The organism is Agrobacterium sp. H141, from assembly GCF_057158725.1.
In genome coordinates, this window is sequence record NZ_CM169893.1 from 2485891 (window position 1) to 2504964 (window position 19074).

Consider the following 19074-nt stretch of genomic DNA (forward strand, 5'->3'; position numbering starts at 1 on the left):
GCGAGAACTTATCCTAGATAGCTGCTCCCGCAGCGATACTATTCCTTCTGCGTAGGCGCTGGTAGATCCGAAGATCATCGTATCGGATCGGATTGGAAAGGCGACGGGACGGCAAATGGAGATCGCATTACTGGAAGCAAAGGCGATTGCGAGGCGTCTGCCCGCACTCATTGAGAAGCACGAGCAAATCTCCATCGCTGTTGCCTGGGGCGAACTGACTGAAGTTGCCGAGAAATTGCTCGCAAACACTGCCAAATTTCAATCCGTACTGCTCGGTGTCGACTTCTCAGCTACCGACCCTGACCTCATCGATCGCCTTATCGACGTCCCTAACGCCTTCGTCGCGAAAAATCGGCCTGGCTGCTTCCATCCGAAGATCTTCTACTTTCAGTCGGGCGCAAAGGCCGAGGCCATAGTCGGAAGCGCCAACTTCACCAAGGGTGGTCTGGGCGGAAACCTTGAGGCCAGTATTCATGTCAAAGGTCCAGCAAACGATAGCTTCTTTGAGCAGGTCCGCGATCAACTCACTCGGTATGAGCCCCTCCATCTTCCGATTACCCGGAAACTTGCAGACAGCTATCGCCGACAGTCCGAAGCGGCTGGCAAGACGCCGAGGCCGAAAAACCCAATCTTGCCTGCCGAGACCAAGGACTGGTCGCGTGTCAACTCATCGCTCGCGACTATATCCTGGAAAGACTTCGTGAAGCTCGCCCGCCAGGACCAGCACCACGACTTCAAGAAGCGGATGAAGCTGCTCCGTGAGATCCAGCAGATGTTCGCCAAGACTGCTGCTTTCGCCGGCCTTTCCGTTGCAGAATGGAAAGGTGTTGCCGGTGTCCTTGGAGAAATCGAGGCCAAAGCGGCGGGTCTCGACGGGTTCGACTGGGCCTGGTTCGGCTCAATGGGGGGCGCTGGCACGTTTGCGGAACTGATCGGACAGCGCAGTGACGCTCTCGCAGCAGCCCTGGATTCGATTCCGAGGCGCGGAGATGTGAACGAGCACCAGTTCGATACCTATGTAATGGCCTTTACCGACGCCTTCTCGGGATCGGCTCGCACGGCTCGCCTCGGACCGGCGACCCGTCTCCTTGCCATGAAGCGTCCCGACATGTTCGTTTGTGTGAATGCCGGCAATACAATCGGTCTTGCCGGAGCTCTCTCGTTCGCGCCGACGACTCTGTCTCTGGATAACTATTGGCAGCGCGTAATCGAGCCAATCCAGCAGGCGCCTTGGTTTAACGAGCCGCGCCCGGTTGGTCGCGACATGGAACTCTGGGACGCGCGCGTCGCCATGCTCGACGCCATCTATTACTCTCCGACGTCGAAATGACTGGCATCGTCCAGAAGATATCCGAGCCGACCTTCGCGACCACCACCAACAACACCCTCGAATGCTCCGCCTTTACCCGCGTGGCCTCTATGCTTCGTCGGTCAGGTCCTCGAAATGGTCACACACATCGAGGGCGCGCCGCGGCAGCGAGAGCGAAAGCTCATCGATATCAAGCGCGTAGCGGCCCAGCAGGAACCGCCCGTGGCGCTCGCGTATCTCATAGAACCGGACGGGGCGGCTGCGGCCCGCGAGGGCTTTGACTATGGCAAATTTGACCGTGTGCGAGCACCGCATCCCGAACACCACTTCTTCCATCTCTAGCGGGGAGTCCTGCGGGCCGCGCGGGCCGATAAGCCGCCATTCGCGCTCGTAGCGCCAGTTGATGGCCTTCTTCGTGAGGACGGCGTCGTCCACCTTGCGGCGGGCTTCCTCGTCGCCGTCAAGCATGGCGACGACAGCGCTCGCCGCGATCAGCCGGCTGCCGCCGTAGCTTATTTTGTGCAGGTCGCCTGCCGCCCGCTCGGGTATGGAATAGCCGATGCACACGCCCTTGTGCTGGTCGCCATAGTGGCTCCACATCAACGGGCAGTTGGCTCGTTCCGCGAGGGAGACGATACCCTTGCCGTAGCGCCTCAGAAGTTCGTCCTCGACATATTGCCCGAAGAGGAAGCGGGCCGGGTCTTCGATATCGTATTCGGGGTTGGTCGCGTGGTAGCGGATTTCGGCGACGACCTGTTCTGCGCGCCGCCGGCTGTGGGCAGCTATGTGGCTGATCGTCTTCGGTCCGCTGTACCGGATCGTCTTTGCGGCCGCGTTCATTTCGGCGCTGACGCGCTGCTCGACCAGTCGCGCGAGGATTGCCGCCAGAGCGTCGGCGTCGATATCCGTATCGAGAGTAGGCCTCGTGTCGAGCGGGTCGTTGAAGGTGCCGGGATCGGCAAAGAATATCTGGTCCGCAATCAGCGCGTCGAGCGTGCGGTTGCTGAATGCGCGGTATTTGTAGAGCCTCTCCGGTATCTTCCGTTTTGCCATGACGGCCGCTCTACGAAACGAAGTACTTGGCGTCGCGGTTGTCGAAGGCGGGCCGAGTGCCTTCCAGCACATCGACGAGGAAGCGGTTGATGGCCGGCGACTCGATGGCGCCCATCGTGTAGATGACGGCATTGCCGGCGGCACGGTCGATATGGGCGTGGATAATCTGTTCCGCGTCACAGACCACCGCGATGTTCGGGCTGTGCGTCACCATGATGATCTGGCGGCGCTTTTTCACGTCCTTGATGACCGGGATCAGCAGCCGGTACACGGTCTGGCTGTCGAGATTCTCTTCCGGCTGATCGACGATGATCGGCTTGTTGCTCTTATCGACCAATAGGTAGAAGACCAGCAGGAGCGTGCCGCGCTCGCCGGGGGAGAGGTGGCTGAGGTCCTTGCCGTCCAGCTTCAGCGAATATTCCGGCTCCAGGTAGCCGAGACCCCAGAGGAAATCGTAGAGTGCTTTTACATCGACGTTCTTACGCAGCTGGCTGGCGACGCCGGTGGGCGTCTGCTGTGCGTTGCGCATGTCGCGTTCGAGATAGGCGATGATCTTCTCGACATAGGCGAGCGCCTCGTCTTCGTCATTTACGTTGAAATCCGCGCGGATTTCTTCGAGCGCCGTGCCCTTTTCCTTGCGGTAGAACGAGCCGGCGACGCCCGTGGAAACGAATTTGTCGAAAAGGTCGCCTTCGAGGTTGCGCTCGATGATGCTGCTCTCGAAGGTGAGCTTAAATCCTTCCTTGATGATGACGCTGGAGCCGATCAGCTCCTGCACTGCGGAGAACAGTTCCTTGTAGGCGTCGCGGATCGCCGCGACGCATTTGTGGATGCCCCGGGCGATGTCCCGGCGCTGCGTGCGCAGCTGCTCGATATCGCCGGGAAGGCCCGCCTTCAGGTATGAGAGCTGCGCTTCATAGCCCTTCAGCGTATCGGGCTTGTCGGCTGCCCCTTCGATCAGCTGGCCCTTCTCCTGCCAGGACCGCAGGGCCTCGTTGTACTCCTGGAAGCGCTTGTTCGGCGCATCGAGCTGCCCCTGAAGCCCGGCGATACGTAGCAGGCAGGCGGCTTTCTGCGCGGGAAGGCTGCCGGTACCGGCATCGTCCAGTGCGGCATCGACAAGCGTCTTTTCCGCCATTAGCCTGTCGCGCGCGGTGGTGAGCGCCGCTTTATCGACGGTCAGCGACACCAGGGTGGAGAGCGACAGTCCCAGCTTTTCAAGATCGGGCGCAGTCTCGCGGTCGAGGCGGGCATATTCGCTCTCGAAATTGTCGATCTTGCTCTCGACTTTTCGGGCGAGCGCAATCTTCTCGGTCAGCGTCTTCTGCTGCTGCGTCGTCTCTGCCGTCTCCGTATCGATGCGGTTGAGCGTGGCCCGCTCGGTGTCGAGTTTTTCCGCGATGGCGTCGTAGGCCGCCGTCTGTTCGGGGCTGACTTCGCCGGGCTGCTCGACCTTTGCCGGCTCGATCTCCCCGTGAGCTGTCAGTTCCTGCTGCTTCTGGCGCATCAGCGCCTCGATCCGCGCGGTGTAGGCGGGCGCCGCCTTTTCTTCGAGACGCACCAGTTCGGCGTTCACCCGCTCGATCTCCCGCCGTGCGTTGTCGATCTGTCCTTTCAGTTCCTCGGTTTTGTACTCGATCAGCTCGTCGAGCGACTGCCGGCCGAGCCTGTCGGCTTCGCTGATATGGGAGAAGATGACCTTACGCAGCTCGGCCTGGAATTCGCTCTGCTGGCCGGGTTCCGTCTCGGTGCAGACCTTTTCCAGATAGGTCTGCGGAATGTAGCGCACGCGCTCGACGCCGGTGGTGTCGGGCTTCGCATTGAGCGGTAGCGCTGTCTCGGTGCCGTCGGCCCAGACAGGGCGGACAGTGAACTGCTTTGCGAGCTTCCCGCTGCGCTCGCAGAAGCGCTCCCTGACGAGGAACGAGAAATGCACCGGGTCGCAGTGCGTGTTGCCGGCCAAGGCGAGGATATCGGCAAGCGCGCTCTTGCCGCTGCCCTTGTTGCCGATGATGGCCACCATGTCGGCGTTGAGCGGCAGTTCGCTGTCAAACCAGGTATCCGGTGTGTCGGCGTCGGTGTTCTTTCGAATGTGAAGCCGGTCAATGAACCGCGTGGCGTTACCGCGCACCTCTTCGAGCTTGGGCGGGATGCGGCCGATATAGACGCGGTCCTCCGGCTCATTGATGATCTGACGCAGTCCGGCGAAGGTCGGGTCGGCCTTGATCCAGCAATATTTGTCGGTCGGTCGGGAGTCCTGATCCTTCAGCTTGCCAAGCTCGTCGTTGACGTTGTGGGAGTCGCTGCCCTTGATGCACGGCTTCCGGCTCCCGAACCACTCGCGGTAGGAGTCCTCGCCGTATTTGGGGTTTTTCCATAGGAAGAAGTCGGCTTGCGCCCTGTTGGCCGACCCCAGGATATCGGCGTCACGGATCAGGTGCTGCTTGAGCATCGCATCAGTATTCGGGTCGATGTTGTCTATGCCGCCGTATTCGTCATAGGGCAGCCAGACGAGATACCGCCCGCGGAAGCTGCCGTCCGCGCCCAGCTTCTTCAGGATTTCGTTGAAATCGACCTGCACGCCCAGCAGGAACTCGCTGCTGGCGTACCGCCCGCCGATCGAGCTGCCGCCGGCCTGCTGATTCTTCAGAAATGTCTCAATATCGTCCGGATCGAGCGCCGGGTCGAATATCAGGTGGAAGTTGAGACGCTGGCCGCCCTTTCCCTGCTTGTTCATCAGCACATTGGTCATGCGGCACTCGACGACCGGCAGCAGGATCTTGCTGCGCAGCTTATCAAGGGCGTCGCGGTAGGCTGCGTTGCCTTCCGTGTCGCCGGCAGGATCGACCAGCCGGCGGACCACTTCGCGGTAGCCAGCGACGGAGAAATAGTCGTTGATGCCAATCACGTCGCAATCGGCATTGCCCAGCTGGATGATGAACTGGTTATAGTCGCCCGTGAACCCGTGCGATGCCGGGCTGTGGACGTGCAGGTCCCACTTCCGCCACTCCGCGCCCCGCGGCCATTTGCTTCCGGTCACGCCGTTTCCCCCGACTGCTGTTTTCGGCGACGCCGTCAAGGCCCTCAAGAGGTGCGCATTGTACTGTGCGGCGATCGTATCTCCGTATCTCCTGCTTTACTCAGACAAGTAATTACCGTGTGGGCATCGTCTTTCCCAGTGGAATCTTTCGAGCGCCAGCAAAGTGTTAAGAGACCCCACGGGCGGTGTCAGAGACAGCCGTAGGTCCAGTATCTAGTTTGATCGAACCTAGTCCACCTTCGCACTACGGACGGCAGCTATCGTTCACCTGTCATGCAAAGCTGTCAGGCAGGAACCGGCCCCAAGTCAGACGGTGTGTCGCGCAGAGCCAATGACCACCTCTGGCGCATTATTGCCATCCATATCGTAGCGCCATTTTTCGCAATGGCCAATCGAGCTTGGTCAATGTGCGAGGACAACACCTCTTACGCAGGAATGCTGGTCTCAGCAGGAAAACCTCCTCACTGCGCATGTCTGAGGCCCAACACATCGCGCCAAGCCACGGAAATCGTTTAAGAAATTGCGAATGCGCAGGCTGCGCCGATCAGGCGCACCTCGCGCAAACGCTTCATAAGCCTCTGAAAACACACGACCGAACGAAGGCGCACATCGCCTGCTTTTATCTAGCCCTCCTAATCGGTCGTGTTTCTGCTGGTCTTTTCGCCATCGTCGTTTTTCCTTGTGGCTACGATAACATACTGGGCTGTTCTCTTCGACACGCTGCCGCTCAGTGCGTTCGAGTTCCGGTGCGCCGTGCACTCCTCCGCGCTCGTCGACGGGGTGTTTTGGCTGCACATTGGCAGCGCCCGAACCGTCGTGGCGCAATTTACCATCGGACTGACGGAGCATCGTCACAGGCATTCGAGCGCGGTCCGGCCATCGTGTGATCGGCACGGCCGCAGGCAAGATATCGTGCGTTCCGTCGTTCCTGGTCTGCATCGGTCCTCATCCGCCGGAGCGGAGCTCGCGTGTTCAGTCTTCGACCGCTATCGTGCGGTCGCAGGGTTGCTCGGTTGTACCTCGCCGCGATCGTCGACGACGCACACCGCCGTCTCCTCAATCGCGACATCCAGTCCGCAAAAGTATTCCATCATCCGCCTCCTGCGTGGTTTGACGGCGGGCAATATATCAGCGCCGGGCGCTTCGGTCGGAGCCGCAATCGCGACCTGCCGATTGCGGGCGGCAGTCCTTTGGTCGTTTGTAAGCGTCCGATCTGTGCACCCAGATTGAGTAGTGCAATTGCGCGCCATGTCGGGCTCCTTCGATGCATGGAGGATCTCCGATGAATTTGAGACATTTCAAGAACAAGGCGCGGCAATCCTATTGGGTGGTTCACGTTGAAGCGTGGCAGCGTAGCGGACTGACGCGGACGGAATATTGCCGTGTGCATCGCTTGGCGAAGGACACGCTCGATCGTTGGCTTAAGTACTTTGCGGGCGACGACGCCGCGCGTAAGCAGGCAGAATATCAGGCGGAATTGCGCCGTCAGAAACGCATGGAAGAACGAGCGAAGCGGCAAAAGAGACGAAACCGGTTGCGCTTCTCGGTGAGCACGGACGTGCGCGACCATGCTGTCCAGGCGTTCTGGGCGATGCATGTTGAAGCGATGAACTGGAGCGGCATGGGTGTTCGTGAATATGCTGCCGCATTGCAGCTCTCGCCGTATTCGCTGCGCCGCTGGCGCGACCGACTGGACGAGGGCGAGGTTGAAATCGACTGGTGCGCCCATCTTCATCCCTCCGCCCGTCCGATCGTTGGCATTATTAGTGCTAACGGGACCTCGTGCATCCGCCTGACGGGATGACAGCGGTCGATCTGCCTCACGGACGGCGCGTCTTCGCTGCCGTCGGCAGTGATCCGGATGCTGTTCCAGAGCACGTCGGCTTTTCCCAAAGGCGAGGATCGCGACCTGAGCGCCGTTACACGACGGCTCCGGAATGTCGTTTGGGGGCACGTCAATCTTTTTTTGTGCCGCCAGTTCTTATCGCAGCGATTTTATCGCGTGACATCGCGCGAAGCACCCCTCGGAAGACCAGTGTAAGGCGAGCCACCTGCGTCACGAAGATGGACATGCGATCTTACAAACCTTCGGCCCCGTCGCGCCGCTCTTCCGTTTCAAGACGGAGGAGGAGGTCATCACCAATACTAACAGCACGCCCTACGGATTGGCCGCCTATTTCTACACGGGAAATTCAAAGCGCGTCTGGCGCGTCGATGAAGCTCCGAAATTCGGCATGGTCGGGCTGAATACCAGTTCACTCTCGATGAGAATTCACCCTTCGGCGCCGTCAAGCAATCCGACATCGGCCGCGAAGGCGCGCAGCCGCGGATCAAGGAGTATCTGGAAATGAAGAGCTTCCGTATGGGTGGGTTGTTGTGATCAGCACAATTTCTCCCAAGCCTAATTTTACGACGCTTGAACCGTCGCCTCTACCAGAGACCCAAGCGTAGGTGGGCTCATGAGATCAGCGGCAGAGCGACCAAACGCTCTTTGAGTTCTGCTCTTCCGCCAGCAAGCTGGTAGAACTTCGGGACGGGGCCGGTTTCTTCCTTGAGATAAAGCGTCTCGATCTCGACGTCCGTTTTGGCAAAAGGCGCTATACAAGCCTTCAACCGCTGCAACATATCCGGGCTGCAGTCAGCCCCATGTTCAAGGATCAGATAGTAGCGGCCCGGATCTGCCTGAAAGAGCTTAAAAGGTGGTAACCCTATTTCTCCGGCTGCATTGTCCAGAGCAAACGTATTGAAAAGCGAACCGTCAGAGGAATAAAAATATGTGACTGTTCGACCGCCTGTCAAATTCAGGCGAGGCAGACAGCTTCCACAAGGGCATCGATCTTCTTCCAAAACTCCTCTGTCGTCGATATTGTATCTGATAAATGGCATTACTTTATTTGTCATGGACGTGACGATCATTTTTCGGTCGTCGTCTACTTCCACGAAGCAATAACTTGGGTCGAAGTGAAAGCCGTTTTGCCGAGCGCATTCGATCCCGACGATCCCGGTCTCTGTCATGGCGTAGAGACTTACACAGGGCGCGCGAAAAAACCGCGCTAAGGCGAAGCGATCCTGGTTCTTAAGCATTTCGCCCGAACTCAACACGACCTTAACTGCGAAGCTTTGATCCAAAGTTGCCACCATTCGTGCGATTGGACCAGGGATAACATTCACGATTATTGTCTGATAATGTGCGGCGTGACTGGCGATCGACATGAGCCTTCGTACTACCGTATTTGGCTCAAGAAATGCGTTTACGTAGTCGACGTGCGGTAGCAGATGTGAACCAGTACCCTCTGTAGTGGCGGGATTATCCGTCAGCTTAACGAACAGCCATTTGTTTACGCGCGTAGGTGGTTTCAGTCCGTGATATTCACAGAGAAGACGAACAAGATAAATCCACTCATGAACGAGCTTGTCGCGATCCCACATTATCTCAAGCGGAGTCCCAGACGTGCCGGATGTGAAGAACCGCCTTACTTCATGCTTGCTGATGTCATCGCAACAAAAGATATGCTCTCGCGTTGCAACCGTTTCGCGATCTAATCGCGGGATATCACCCCAGCTAGAAGACAGCAGGTTCGTAAACCTCATGCGATAGTATGGAACACAATCTCGTGCAGACTCGACGAGGAATGCCAAACGGGACCGTTGTAATGTCGCGACCGTCACATCAGGACGTGAGCCGCGGCCGTAAGGCTTTCATTTGAATGCACGCCTCGTTTTTCCTCTGCACGAGCAGCGTGGCTGATAGCACTCGTCCACGCTGACTTCAGAATTGCCTCAACCGTGGGCAGCGGAACTGATGTAATATTTGCTGTTTCGATCGCCGCCACTTCGATCGGCGAGTAAACAAGCCGAGGCATACCATCCTGCAACACGGAAAGTATCGCATCCTGGCCAATCTTGTGGCTTGCAGAAAGCGCTCCTGCAACATCATCGAATGTTTTGAATTCAGAAGACATTTCTACTCCTCCGATGCTATTCGATTTGTACGGACTACGATGCCATAATATCCATATTCAACCTGAAGTAAAGCCTAGCCTATTTTGCGCTTCTCACATTTTCCACTGATGTAATCGGCAGATCGTTGAAAAACTGCTTTGTTTCGATCTTCAGGTCTGTATTCTAGGATTAAGTTGACGGATTCAAAAGAAGGAAGGCGTTCAATTTCGTTGAAAACTGGCGTCCAGTTGATATTGCCATTTCCGACAGGCCAATGCCTGTCCGCATATCCATCAGAATCGCTCAAGTGAACATGCTCCAGCAAGCCGCCGATCTCCCTGAGCCAATAATCTGGCGGAAGCGATCTTGATCCACCGGCTGTGAAGGCATGCCCGATGTCAAAGCTAACTTTTAGGAAGTCAGATTCCAGCTCTCTCACCAGTCTTACCAGCAATTCCGGTGTACTGTCCCACACGTTTTCAACGACGAGAGTACATCCGTAACGCTCCGCAATCTCCAATGTCGGCCGTATCGCCCTGATCGCATGATCAACTGCGTCCTTCTTGATATCACCATGCGAGCTGGTGATATAAGGTTCGCCCAAAAACAGGAACGGGCTGTGGATTACCATGTAGGAAGCCCCGATCTCCTGAGAAAGACCGAGCGCCGTAGCAAACCGCTGATCAACTATTTTTTGGATGTCTGGATCAAAGGGCGCAAATGATGGAACAGGGACCGGTCCGTGAATTCCAATCTTCGGGGACTTCAAGAGTCGACGAATATCTCTGATCTTGGACTTGAGCGCTTCCGCGTCTACCACCTTACCAATACGGCCGAAATCATCCAATTCGATAGGTCGGCGAGAACCGGCTATCCACTCAAGCAATTCGCCGTCAAGTTGGTTCACGCTGACTTGAATGCCAAGACGCTGCTCTTCTCTCACCGATTTACCCCAATATTTGCCTTGAGAAAATCAGATAGCGCGTCGGCATCCTCAAAGTTGGAGTCTTCTGTCGCCTCGAAAAGATCGAGAGCTGTTCTTATCCGGCTTGAGCCTAAACTCTCGCAAACAAAAGAGGCTTTTGTCCCAAAAATCTGTGCCAGTTGCCATTGCGCCTCAACCGGTCCTGGCGACACGTGCACTCCATTGCGCGCAAGTCCAATGTCGGACAGCCCGTATTCTTCTTGCGCCGACCACAACCATTTTCTGATGCTTCCATCGGAAGCGGATCGGGCGTTGATGTCACCAATGACAGCCTGTCGGATGTCAGCCCAATCAAGATCTGCCGTGCATCGAAGCACTTTGATCACCTTTGCAGGGCGGAATCTCGCGGCAAATTCGTGATAGAAGGGGTTTAGTACCAGCAGTCGCTGACCGAACGCAGCCACCAGGGCGCCATAGGTGCCGTTTCCGAACTTGTGACATCCAGCATCATCTCCAAGCTGTTGCAGGGACTGTGGGGTCAACTGGGCGTTGGATTGCAAGAACCGTTGTGCCGATACAATTCGCACTCCTTCCGCCCGAGCAAATTCGTTTGCGCGGGCTTTAGCGCTGGAGCTTGCCGCAATGAGACCGGCACGCGCCACGAGGTGCAAGCGCGGATACAATAGTTTTAGCAGAGCAGCTGCCGAACGGCCGTCGAATGTCCTTTGACCGACAATCTCGACACCATGTGAGATCAAAATGCCCGCGACCTTATCGAATATCGAGGCTCCATCGGGCCGGAGAGCCTCCGAAAGTTCGGGCTTGGTCATAAGCAAAAATTCACTAGGCATGGTTCAGCCCATCACCACAAATCTTCAGAGCCGACGACAAGCCCTCTGCTGACCTCGCCGAGATTTGCTAACGCCCGAAGGGCGCGACTTCTCACTTCGTCCAAGATGTCAACGTCCTCGGGCACTTTGCTCAGCTCGATGACAAACGAGTCGGGAGCTGAGAGCTTAGCCCCTTTGGATGTGTTGATCGACACTGTCACTTCCGAATTTAATCGGTCCGCCAACTCCTGCGCCAAGTCTCGTGCAAGCACGCCGTAAAGCTTTCCGGTGTGGTCAAGCGGATTTTTCCCGGCCGTTGCCTCCATACTCATTGGCCGCATTGGCGTAATCAATCCGTTTTGTCGATTGCCACGCCCGGTAACCCCAACGTCGCCTGTGTCGGCGACAGACCCGGTGACGGTCAGGTACGCCCGCCCCCATTTTCGTTCAGGATTGATGACGATGGCGATCTGAGGAAGTCGTTCATCTGTATGGCTTCTGAGAGCCGTCTCGACCATCTCGACCTTCGACAGGTAATCGTCAAATGAGTTCACCCTTTCCGCCAGCATCGGCAGATTGACAAGCAGGTGGTAATCACATCCGCGCCTCGTACCGACGAGCTTTATATCATGGCCGATGAAAGGCAGTCTTTTCCGGACCTCCGCGGACTGGAGAAACCTTTCCGCGGACAAGACAACGCTTTCGATTGCACTAAGTGGGGCGTAGCCGACGCAAAGGTTACAATCATTGGAGACGAGGTTGTCGCCACCGAAATCGTCCAGATCAGAGACAAGCGTTGGTGTATATCGGGTCCTGATCTGCCCAGGCCCTCTGCTCTTTCGCACATGATCTTCGACAACCAGATGTTCTGCGGGATTGAAACCGGTGAGCTGGGTGGTAAGGACGTGCTTTGCGGCCTGCGTGACAATGTCAGCTACGGGAATGGTTTGCGCTCCGACGGCGCGCGCCGCTTTTCCTGCAAAAATAACCCTATAGGGTTCGAGCAATACGCCGCGGCCGTAGTCGATATCAGCGTCGCCTCCAATCAACATCACCTTGTCAAACCAGTGATGGGGCACGCGTCCAAATCGATCGAGGCAATAGCGTGCGTAAAGCCGGGACGCCGTCTCAGCCATGTTATCACACAGCGTGTCTGGATGTCCGCTCCCCTTTCGCTCGACGACTTCGAATTCTCGACTGCTGAACACCGATTGCGCAGACTTCGCTATTTTGATCAACTGAGATTTCGGCGCGTTTTCTAAAACGTTCATTATTGCCTCCTCGAGCGCTCAATTGCCCTGATGACTTCAGGGAAATATCCCGCCGGGCGAGCAATACCAAAAATATTCAATGCGGGCGGTTTGGCAAGTATAAGATGCATTATTTGGTTGATGACATGTCCCGCTTATGGAAGAGTTAGACCAATAATCATCTGCAGGAGGGATGTATGAAACAGAGAACAACGGTACGTTTGCTCGTGTTCAATCCTGCAGGTCATATCTTACTGATGAAGATCGAGGATCCGTCGATCACGGATGTCAGCGTTGACAAATCCAAAGGTTTTTGGATCACACTCGGCGGCCGCATCGAGCCTGGCGAGACCGTTGAAGCAGCGGCAGTGCGAGAAGGACTTGAAGAAACTGGCGTCCAGATCGAGCTGGGGCCGAAAATCTGGATAGGCGAGCAAATACTGGCAGTTAAGGGTGAGCTAACCCATTTCCACGAGACCTTTTTTGTAGCGTACATCAATGACTTCAAGCCGGAGAGCATGAATCTTTCCTTAGAAGAAAAGTCGGTTGTTAAGACCCTGATGTGGTGGAGCCCGAGTCAGCTTAGAGATACTCAGGAAACTGTGTTTCCTCAGATCTTGAAAGATGCTGTCGTTGCACTTTCCGCTAAGGACTATCCCAATGAGCCAGTCGTTATCCGTTTGTAGAGACATTGCCTTGATAAATCGCTCATGATTTTTGAGATATTTTCTGTCGCGTCAATCTCTATGAAACACTTTTGGGTCTTGCCGCATTGCACACGAAGGTGTTCTCGCATCAATACAAAGTCCTTGTAACTGCGCAAAACAAACAATGGCATCGAGTTACGGGAAAGTAGGCGTTTCAGTGTTTCCGTGTTGCCATTCCAAAGCAACGTCCGATTCCAAATCAGAGAAAGCGAGCGAGATGTTACCCGACGAAAAGCGGTCCACTTAGAAACGCTGAGATATATAAGCGTGTCTGCCGCGTGAAAAATTTCGTCTGAAACCTGCGGGTACGAGCCGATTACCACCCATTGTTCTCCGTCAACAACCCGCTGAACGTCTAACATGAACGCGTCATCTGCAGCCCTCGACCAGTCAGGTTGCCAATAAAGCGCGTCTAGTTCAGTGACGCTGTATCCTAAATTCTTTCCTATCAGATTTCCGATCGTTGATTTTCCGGAGCCGGGCGGGCCAATGACGTGAATGCGTTTCAAATGAGCGACCCATATCTCGCGTGATAAACGCGGCTAGCCTGCGCGCGAGCGCACAAATGGTGAGCGTTGGATTTGCGTAACCGGACTTCGAGAAAATTCCTCCTCCGGTCACAAAAAGATTTTCTGTACCAAAAACCCTGCAATCGCTGTCTACAACAGCATGTTCAACCGATTTTCCCATTCTGGTCGAGCCTGCAGGGTGATTTCCCGGCGCAAGACGGTTTTGAATGAAGGCCTTTGGGCTTTCGGCTGGATTCCAAGGGCATTTCACGCCAAAATGTTGGCTCAAATAGTCCATCAGGCGCTCCAAGTTTCGGTGTACCCCATTCCAATCATCCTCATCGAGATGGTGACTTAAGACCAGTTTATGGAGACCGGCTCGATCCACGTCTCCCGTCGTATCAAGGAAAATCCTGTTGCATTTTTTGGGAAGGGTTTCCCACGATAGATTAATCACACCATCCTCACCCAATCCGCCCAAGATCGCGCGAAAATTTGGCGGGGCGCATTTACAGTCCTGGTCAACTGTTGGAGTAAGGACGGGAAGAATTTCATGCCCGTTAAATGCAACTGCTTTCGTCAGAGCACGCAAAAGCGCGTTCTCGTGGTTTTCCGCAACAGAGCCGGCGTTCCAGACATAAGGATGCTCGTTGAAAAAGACACCGAGCGCCGGAAGGCTTGGTGCCAACTCAGAATGAAGCAACAACCGCGTGTTTTCCAAAGTCCCTGCACACAGGACGTAAATTTCAGCACGTGCCTTGAAACGCTTACCCGGTTGGCCGTCCTCATCGAAGGACAAGACATCTAGATGCGAAATCGATCTCCCGTCACTACTCAGCCCGATCCTAACGACATTGGAGTTCATCCTTACATCCAAAGCGGCATTGTCTCGCACTAACTCGGAAAAATTGAAATCCTTCAGATAGATTCCCTCGCATCGAAGCGCGCTGTCGGTGAGCATAGAATTTGTCGGCTCAAGCCACTTTTCCATCAGAGCAAGTTCAGGCAGTCTGGCAGCCTGCAGGGCGATATCCGTCCAGTGTCGGACTTCTTCGTACTCCAATGGCCAGCTCAACTCCATACTGGCGAAGAAATCCCTTCGTGAAAGCGGGCACCACCAACCACTCCAGACGCGCCCAGTGCCTCCGAAAGCGCGTAGACGAGACTGGGTTAAGTAAGACGGCTTGGCATCGGCGATCCACCCCTTGGCAAACCCTCCATAAAGATCTTGCACATCAGATCCAAAATCGCGGCTTCGGCGTCCTCCCCGGTTTCGGAGCAGCTGATACGGGGTGGAAATCACAGTGTGGTTGGAAGCCGAGGATTCGAGGATCATTACCCGACAATGAGGTGCACGCATCATTATCTCATGTGCAACTGAGACTGCTGCTGGCCCGCTACCCACAAGGCATATGTCAGCGCAAATCTCCGAACCCGCATTCATGGCATCTTGACCTTTAAAATAGGATCGCTGATTGTTCCACAACTAAGGATTTTGAAGTTTTTGTGGAATTTGTCGAGAGTTTTCCTTCAAGGAGGTCGATGTGGACCTTGAACTGGCGGGAATGAGGGTCGTCGTTGTTGGAGGTACCCGCGGGATAGGTGGTGCCCTTGTTCGTGCTTTTCTTGCTGATGGGTGCGACGTTGCGTTTTGTTCCCGCACCGCGAGTGAGCTTGACCAGGAACGTGACAAGCTGGCGAAAGATCACTTCAAGGGCCGGGTTTTCACCGCACCGGTCGATGCTGCGGATCGCGTTGCTTTGGAAGCATGGATTGCGTCAATGTACGATAACCTTGGTGGATTTGATATCGTCGTCTGGAATGTGAGTGCACAGTCGCGAGACCTTTCGGAGTGTCTGCGCGTCGACGTGGAGGGATTTGCGAATGCCATTGAGCTGTTCCTGCCTGGCCTCCGGCTATCGAAGCGCGGCGCTTTGACTGTGATCGGTTCACAGGCCGCCTTGCTTCCTCTGCCGCGCTATAAGTCTTATGCCGCCGCCAAGGCAGCGCTCCTGAGCTATTGTGGATCGCTTGCGAGACAATTGGCACCCGAAAACATTCGCGTGAATGTCATTTCCCCAGGCGAGGTCTACGACGACAGAAACATTTGGGGAAGGCTAAGGGTTGAGAGGCCTGAACGCTTCGAGGAAGGCATGCGAAAGAACATTATGGGCCGCTTCTGCACGCCAAACGAAGTCGCAAAGTCAGTAGTGTTTATTTCAAGTCCCGCAGCGTCTTTCATCTCGGGATCTCATCTCCTTGTGGACGGGATGAGCCGCGAATTCATTCACTTTTGAGCCGGAGCCTGGCTTCGCCCCGTGGGCTGAAGTTCCAATCGAGCTCCAAGCCGTCGCGCCAAAACCGACCATTATCCCCATTGTCCGGAAGAAGGCCCAATCGGATGATTTCCTGGGCAGCGTGATGAGGATCAACGGGTGCCTTAGCCCCCCCCATTCGTGACCTGACCCAGCCCGGACAAACTGCGTTGACCAACACATTCTTTCCTTGCGTGGCTTCTGCCAGTGCTATCGTCATTCCATTCAGCATGAGTTTTGAAAGGGCGTAGAATGTCGATTGTGATGAGATATCCATTAAGCGACCCATGCCGCTCGATACGTTAACCACGCGGCCAAAGTCTCTGGTGATCATCCCCGGGATCACGGCCCAACACAGGCGAAAAGCGCCAAGACAATTGACGTCAATCGTTTGTTCGAGCTGATCGATCGGAAAGCGAAACAATTCCGCATCGTCGATCGCTCTGGGGTCATCGAGGTAGACAGCGGCATTGTTGATCAGGATATCGACCCGACGTTTGGAAATCTTTTCGACAAACCGAGATACGAGATCCGCATTCAAAAAATCCAGATGTTCAATCTCGAGGACTCCCTGTTCGACGAATCCATCCATCTCCGCGGCTAACGATACGGCGTTTGTCGAGGTGGCTATTACGGTGACCCCTCGAGCCAGCAACTCAAGTGTCACCGCCTTGCCGATGGCGCCGCCCACGCCAGTGACTACAGCGGTTCGTCGATTGGTCAAAGCGCTGTGTAGCCTCCATCTACAAGCAAGTCGGCGCCGGTGATGAAGCTTGCGCGAGCGGAAGCGAGAAAGGAGATCGCCTCCGCCACTTCAGATGGGTCGCCGCACCGACGTAGGATATGTTTACCACCGATATCAGGTGCTGAATCTGCAGCCCGTCGGTCGTATCCCCACTCCCGCATCATGAATTCCTTATTCGAGTCGGTCCATATTGTGCCTGGGCTGACGGAATTGACGCGCACCAACGGAGCAAAATCCAGCGCCATGCATTTTGTGAGTGTGTGCACCGCACCTTTAGCGGCGCTGTAAGTCCAGAAATTCTTTTGTGCGATATGCGCCGATATCGAACACACATTCACAACGGAGCCGCCGCCCGCCTCGAGAATCTTGGGAACAATGGCTTGCGCGGTCATGGCATAGGCCACCACATTGCCCTCCAGTGAACGAACCCATTCCTCCCTCGTGCCGCTTGAACCCCGCATGATGAAAATTCCAGCATTGTTCACCAGCGTGTCGATTTTTCCAAAGCCGCGAACGCATTCAGAACATGCAAATTCGATAGCAGTTTCATCAAGCACGCTCCCGTGAACGAAGCGTAACCGATCGCCGCCATTCACCTCTTGAATGAGTTTCGCACCTGCCGCATCATCGACGTCTAGGACAAGAACTGACGCGCCGGATCGAAGAAAAACTTCCACCGTTGCCCGTCCAATGCCCGACGCTCCACCAGTGATTATTGCCGCTCTATTCTGCAGTTCCAGCAATTAAAGCCTCCGTTCTAAGCTTGACTGGCAATGAATTCCGAAAGCTCATCTTCACCAAATTTGAGGCGTTGGAGTGCGTCATCCGCGCGCCCATAGGTCGATCCTGCATCGTAGTCTAGAAAACGCGATGCGACAGGACGAGACAGCCGCAGTTTGTTCAGTAGATGGAGGACTTGGGTTTGTAGTCCGCCGAACTCCACATGTTCCTCGATCGTAACAATGTTTCGACACATCCGGAGATATGGCTCAAAAAACTGGGCGTTGATAGGCTTAAGAACAGGAACATGGAGGGTAAAAACCCTTTCACGCGCATCGCCGCTGAATTTCAAGGTTTCGATGCGGCTCGAGATTGTTCCGGTCGAGAGCACAAGGGTCTTCCCGGCAACTTCGCAGGGGTCTCTGAGCGGCATCGACTTTCCGCCCTGGCCCGGTCCTCTTCCGATCCGCAAATAGATGGGGCCAGGCATCTCATGATATTCGGTGATCAACGAGAAAGCTTCGGCCGGCGTGGCCGGCGCCAATATCGTCAGATTGGGGACCACACTCAAGATAGCAAAATCGTCAATCGCTGTATGGGTTGGACCCAATGTCGAGTAGACCATTCCTCCGCCCGAACCCAACAATCGTACCGGAAGCTTCTGGACACCTGCATCGAGATAGATTTGCTCGAATGCCCGTCGAGTTAAAAATGTTGCGATAGTTTGCACATAGGGTATGAAACCGCTCGCTGCGAGACCCGCTGCCATTCCAATGATATACTGCTCCGATATCCCTTCCATATAGGCGCGGCCTGGGAACTTTTCGTTAAACCTGTCAAATGCGCCAGGTCCCAGGTCCGAGCCAACCAAAACAACTCGGGGGTCTTTCGCCGCGAGGTTTTCCAAAGCTTCGGAAATCGCCTGTCTCATCGCGCCCCTCTATCCAGCGCTTTTTGCCAGTCGGCGAAATGGGGATCAAACTCAGGCGTGTAATGGCAAGCCGGGCTGCCTTCATTGACAGGCATCCCCCAACCCTTGATCGTCTGGCCTATGATCAGGCGAGGCCGATCATCAGCCTCAAGGTTCAAAATGCGTCTGATCTCATCGGGGTCATGTCCGTCGAGATTATGCACATTCCACCCAAGTGAGGCCCATGCCGCCGCTAGCTCGGGTACCGGCAGGACCCGCTCGACGGGACCGTTGCATTGATGGAGATTCTGGTCGACCAGCACGCGCAAGTTTGCCAAGCCATGTTTGCTGGCGTGCAATGCTGCCTCCCAATTCGAACCTTCATTGAGTTCGCCGTCGCCCACGATCACCACGACGTCGCGGTCGCGCAAGCCATGCATCCTGTCCGCAAGTGCCATCCCCACCGCTAACGGGAGGCCATGCCCGAGCGAGCCGGTCGTGGCTTGAATACCAAACTTGAGATTGCGCTCGGGGTGGCCGCCCAGTTGCGCGCCCACCGCGCAGAACCTCGATCTTTCATCTGGCGGAATACGCCCTGCGAGAAGGAGAATTGCGTATAGCGCCAGGCACCCATGGCCCTTGCTCAGGACGACGCGACGCCGGTTTTCGTCATATAATTTGAGCGGCGCCTCGATTTCGATCAATGCTGCGCGAAGTAACTCCACAAGCGAAAAAGCCGGCCCGATGTGACCACCTATCATGGAGGAAGTCAGTATACCCATTATCTCAGCGCGTATCTGTCTCGACAAAACATCCATG

16 protein-coding genes and 1 pseudogene are annotated in these 19074 nt (G+C 55.6%); 5 read left to right on the forward strand and 12 right to left on the reverse strand.

Annotated elements, in window-relative coordinates:
• The first annotated feature begins 115 nt into the window (after window positions 1-115).
• Complete coding sequence (locus ACWPM9_RS11330) at window positions 116-1330, forward strand: phospholipase D family protein (protein WP_484755202.1); 1215 nt, start codon at window positions 116-118, stop codon at window positions 1328-1330.
• 87 nt (window positions 1331-1417) lie between these two features.
• Here the strand turns inward: ACWPM9_RS11330 and ACWPM9_RS11335 are convergent, their stop codons facing one another.
• Both ACWPM9_RS11335 and ACWPM9_RS11340 read right to left on the reverse strand, forming a co-directional pair.
• Entirely contained in the window at window positions 1418-2362 is a 945-nt protein-coding gene (locus ACWPM9_RS11335; protein WP_484755203.1) for a DUF2971 domain-containing protein, read from the reverse strand.
• Between the two features lie 10 nt (window positions 2363-2372).
• Window positions 2373-5402: a TrlF family AAA-like ATPase gene (locus ACWPM9_RS11340; protein ID WP_484755204.1), complete on the reverse strand. Its 3030-nt coding sequence runs from the start codon at window positions 5400-5402 to the stop codon at window positions 2373-2375.
• A gap of 1282 nt (window positions 5403-6684) precedes the next feature.
• Between ACWPM9_RS11340 and tnpA the strand changes: the two genes are divergently transcribed.
• Together tnpA and ACWPM9_RS11350 are read left to right on the forward strand one after the other, a co-directional pair.
• Complete coding sequence (gene tnpA / locus ACWPM9_RS11345; protein WP_484755205.1) at window positions 6685-7206, forward strand: IS66 family insertion sequence element accessory protein TnpA; 522 nt, start codon at window positions 6685-6687, stop codon at window positions 7204-7206.
• Window positions 7207-7483: 277 nt separating this feature from the next.
• Window positions 7484-7782 (forward strand): annotated as a pseudogene (locus ACWPM9_RS11350) (aldehyde dehydrogenase family protein); the annotation flags it as partial.
• Window positions 7783-7859: 77 nt separating this feature from the next.
• On the opposite strand, the gene ACWPM9_RS11355 reads toward ACWPM9_RS11350, so the two are convergent.
• From ACWPM9_RS11355 to ACWPM9_RS11375, 5 genes are all read right to left on the reverse strand, one after another.
• Window positions 7860-8993 carry a hypothetical protein gene (locus ACWPM9_RS11355; RefSeq protein ID WP_484755206.1) on the reverse strand — a complete coding sequence of 378 codons (1134 nt, stop codon included), beginning with the start codon at window positions 8991-8993 and terminating at the stop codon, window positions 7860-7862.
• Window positions 8994-9067: 74 nt separating this feature from the next.
• Window positions 9068-9364: a hypothetical protein gene (locus ACWPM9_RS11360; RefSeq protein ID WP_484755207.1), complete on the reverse strand. Its 297-nt coding sequence runs from the start codon at window positions 9362-9364 to the stop codon at window positions 9068-9070.
• Window positions 9365-9438: 74 nt separating this feature from the next.
• Window positions 9439-10287 (reverse strand): sugar phosphate isomerase/epimerase family protein, encoded by an 849-nt coding sequence (locus tag ACWPM9_RS11365; RefSeq protein WP_484755208.1) that lies wholly within the window; start codon window positions 10285-10287, stop codon window positions 9439-9441.
• Window positions 10284-11099: a hypothetical protein gene (locus ACWPM9_RS11370; protein ID WP_484755209.1), complete on the reverse strand. Its 816-nt coding sequence runs from the start codon at window positions 11097-11099 to the stop codon at window positions 10284-10286. Before ACWPM9_RS11370 ends, ACWPM9_RS11365 begins: the two co-directional genes overlap by 4 nt.
• 32 nt (window positions 11100-11131) lie before the next feature.
• Window positions 11132-12370 carry a methionine adenosyltransferase gene (locus tag ACWPM9_RS11375; RefSeq protein WP_484755210.1) on the reverse strand — a complete coding sequence of 413 codons (1239 nt, stop codon included), beginning with the start codon at window positions 12368-12370 and terminating at the stop codon, window positions 11132-11134.
• A gap of 176 nt (window positions 12371-12546) precedes the next feature.
• On the opposite strand from ACWPM9_RS11375, the gene ACWPM9_RS11380 reads away from it, so the two are divergent.
• Entirely contained in the window at window positions 12547-13035 is a 489-nt protein-coding gene (locus ACWPM9_RS11380) for an NUDIX hydrolase (protein ID WP_484755211.1), read from the forward strand.
• Between the two features lie 438 nt (window positions 13036-13473).
• Here ACWPM9_RS11380 and ACWPM9_RS11385 read toward each other — a convergent pair whose 3' ends face one another.
• A complete protein-coding gene (locus ACWPM9_RS11385) occupies window positions 13474-14901 on the reverse strand; it encodes a GMC oxidoreductase (protein ID WP_484755212.1) in 1428 nt (475 codons plus the stop codon).
• Window positions 14902-15109: 208 nt separating this feature from the next.
• On the opposite strand from ACWPM9_RS11385, the gene ACWPM9_RS11390 reads away from it, so the two are divergent.
• Window positions 15110-15862 carry an SDR family NAD(P)-dependent oxidoreductase gene (locus tag ACWPM9_RS11390; protein WP_484755213.1) on the forward strand — a complete coding sequence of 251 codons (753 nt, stop codon included), beginning with the start codon at window positions 15110-15112 and terminating at the stop codon, window positions 15860-15862.
• On the opposite strand, the gene ACWPM9_RS11395 is transcribed toward ACWPM9_RS11390, so the two are convergent.
• Genes ACWPM9_RS11395 through ACWPM9_RS11410 form a run of 4 tightly spaced genes read right to left on the reverse strand, consistent with a single transcriptional unit; the run spans window position 15849 to window position 19073 of the window.
• On the reverse strand, window positions 15849-16604 hold the full coding sequence (locus ACWPM9_RS11395; protein WP_484755214.1) for an SDR family NAD(P)-dependent oxidoreductase: 756 nt from the start codon (window positions 16602-16604) through the stop codon (window positions 15849-15851). The two genes, ACWPM9_RS11390 and ACWPM9_RS11395, sit on opposite strands and share 14 nt — an antisense overlap.
• Window positions 16601-17368 carry an SDR family NAD(P)-dependent oxidoreductase gene (locus tag ACWPM9_RS11400; RefSeq protein ID WP_484755215.1) on the reverse strand — a complete coding sequence of 256 codons (768 nt, stop codon included), beginning with the start codon at window positions 17366-17368 and terminating at the stop codon, window positions 16601-16603. Before ACWPM9_RS11400 ends, ACWPM9_RS11395 begins: the two co-directional genes overlap by 4 nt.
• A gap of 14 nt (window positions 17369-17382) precedes the next feature.
• Window positions 17383-18276: a transketolase family protein gene (locus ACWPM9_RS11405; protein WP_484755216.1), complete on the reverse strand. Its 894-nt coding sequence runs from the start codon at window positions 18274-18276 to the stop codon at window positions 17383-17385.
• Entirely contained in the window at window positions 18273-19073 is an 801-nt protein-coding gene (locus tag ACWPM9_RS11410) for a 1-deoxy-D-xylulose-5-phosphate synthase N-terminal domain-containing protein (protein ID WP_484755217.1), read from the reverse strand. The genes ACWPM9_RS11405 and ACWPM9_RS11410 overlap by 4 nt, the downstream gene beginning before the upstream one ends.
• Window position 19074: the final 1 nt, after the last annotated feature.

Excerpts from the sequence above, each read along its gene's own strand:
- ACWPM9_RS11330 (WP_484755202.1), top strand. The coding sequence starts at position 116 with ATGGAGATCGCATTACTGGAAGCAAAGGCGATTGCGAGGCGTCTGCCC.
- ACWPM9_RS11335 (WP_484755203.1), bottom strand. The coding sequence starts at position 2,362 with ATGGCAAAACGGAAGATACCGGAGAGGCTCTACAAATACCGCGCATTC.
- tnpA (WP_484755205.1), top strand. The coding sequence starts at position 6,685 with ATGAATTTGAGACATTTCAAGAACAAGGCGCGGCAATCCTATTGGGTG.
- ACWPM9_RS11355 (WP_484755206.1), bottom strand. The coding sequence starts at position 8,993 with ATGAGGTTTACGAACCTGCTGTCTTCTAGCTGGGGTGATATCCCGCGA.
- ACWPM9_RS11360 (WP_484755207.1), bottom strand. The coding sequence starts at position 9,364 with ATGTCTTCTGAATTCAAAACATTCGATGATGTTGCAGGAGCGCTTTCT.
- ACWPM9_RS11370 (WP_484755209.1), bottom strand. The coding sequence starts at position 11,099 with ATGACCAAGCCCGAACTTTCGGAGGCTCTCCGGCCCGATGGAGCCTCG.
- ACWPM9_RS11375 (WP_484755210.1), bottom strand. The coding sequence starts at position 12,370 with ATGAACGTTTTAGAAAACGCGCCGAAATCTCAGTTGATCAAAATAGCG.
- ACWPM9_RS11380 (WP_484755211.1), top strand. The coding sequence starts at position 12,547 with ATGAAACAGAGAACAACGGTACGTTTGCTCGTGTTCAATCCTGCAGGT.
- ACWPM9_RS11385 (WP_484755212.1), bottom strand. The coding sequence starts at position 14,901 with ATGATCCTCGAATCCTCGGCTTCCAACCACACTGTGATTTCCACCCCG.
- ACWPM9_RS11405 (WP_484755216.1), bottom strand. The coding sequence starts at position 18,276 with ATGAGACAGGCGATTTCCGAAGCTTTGGAAAACCTCGCGGCGAAAGAC.
- ACWPM9_RS11410 (WP_484755217.1), bottom strand. The coding sequence starts at position 19,073 with ATGGATGTTTTGTCGAGACAGATACGCGCTGAGATAATGGGTATACTG.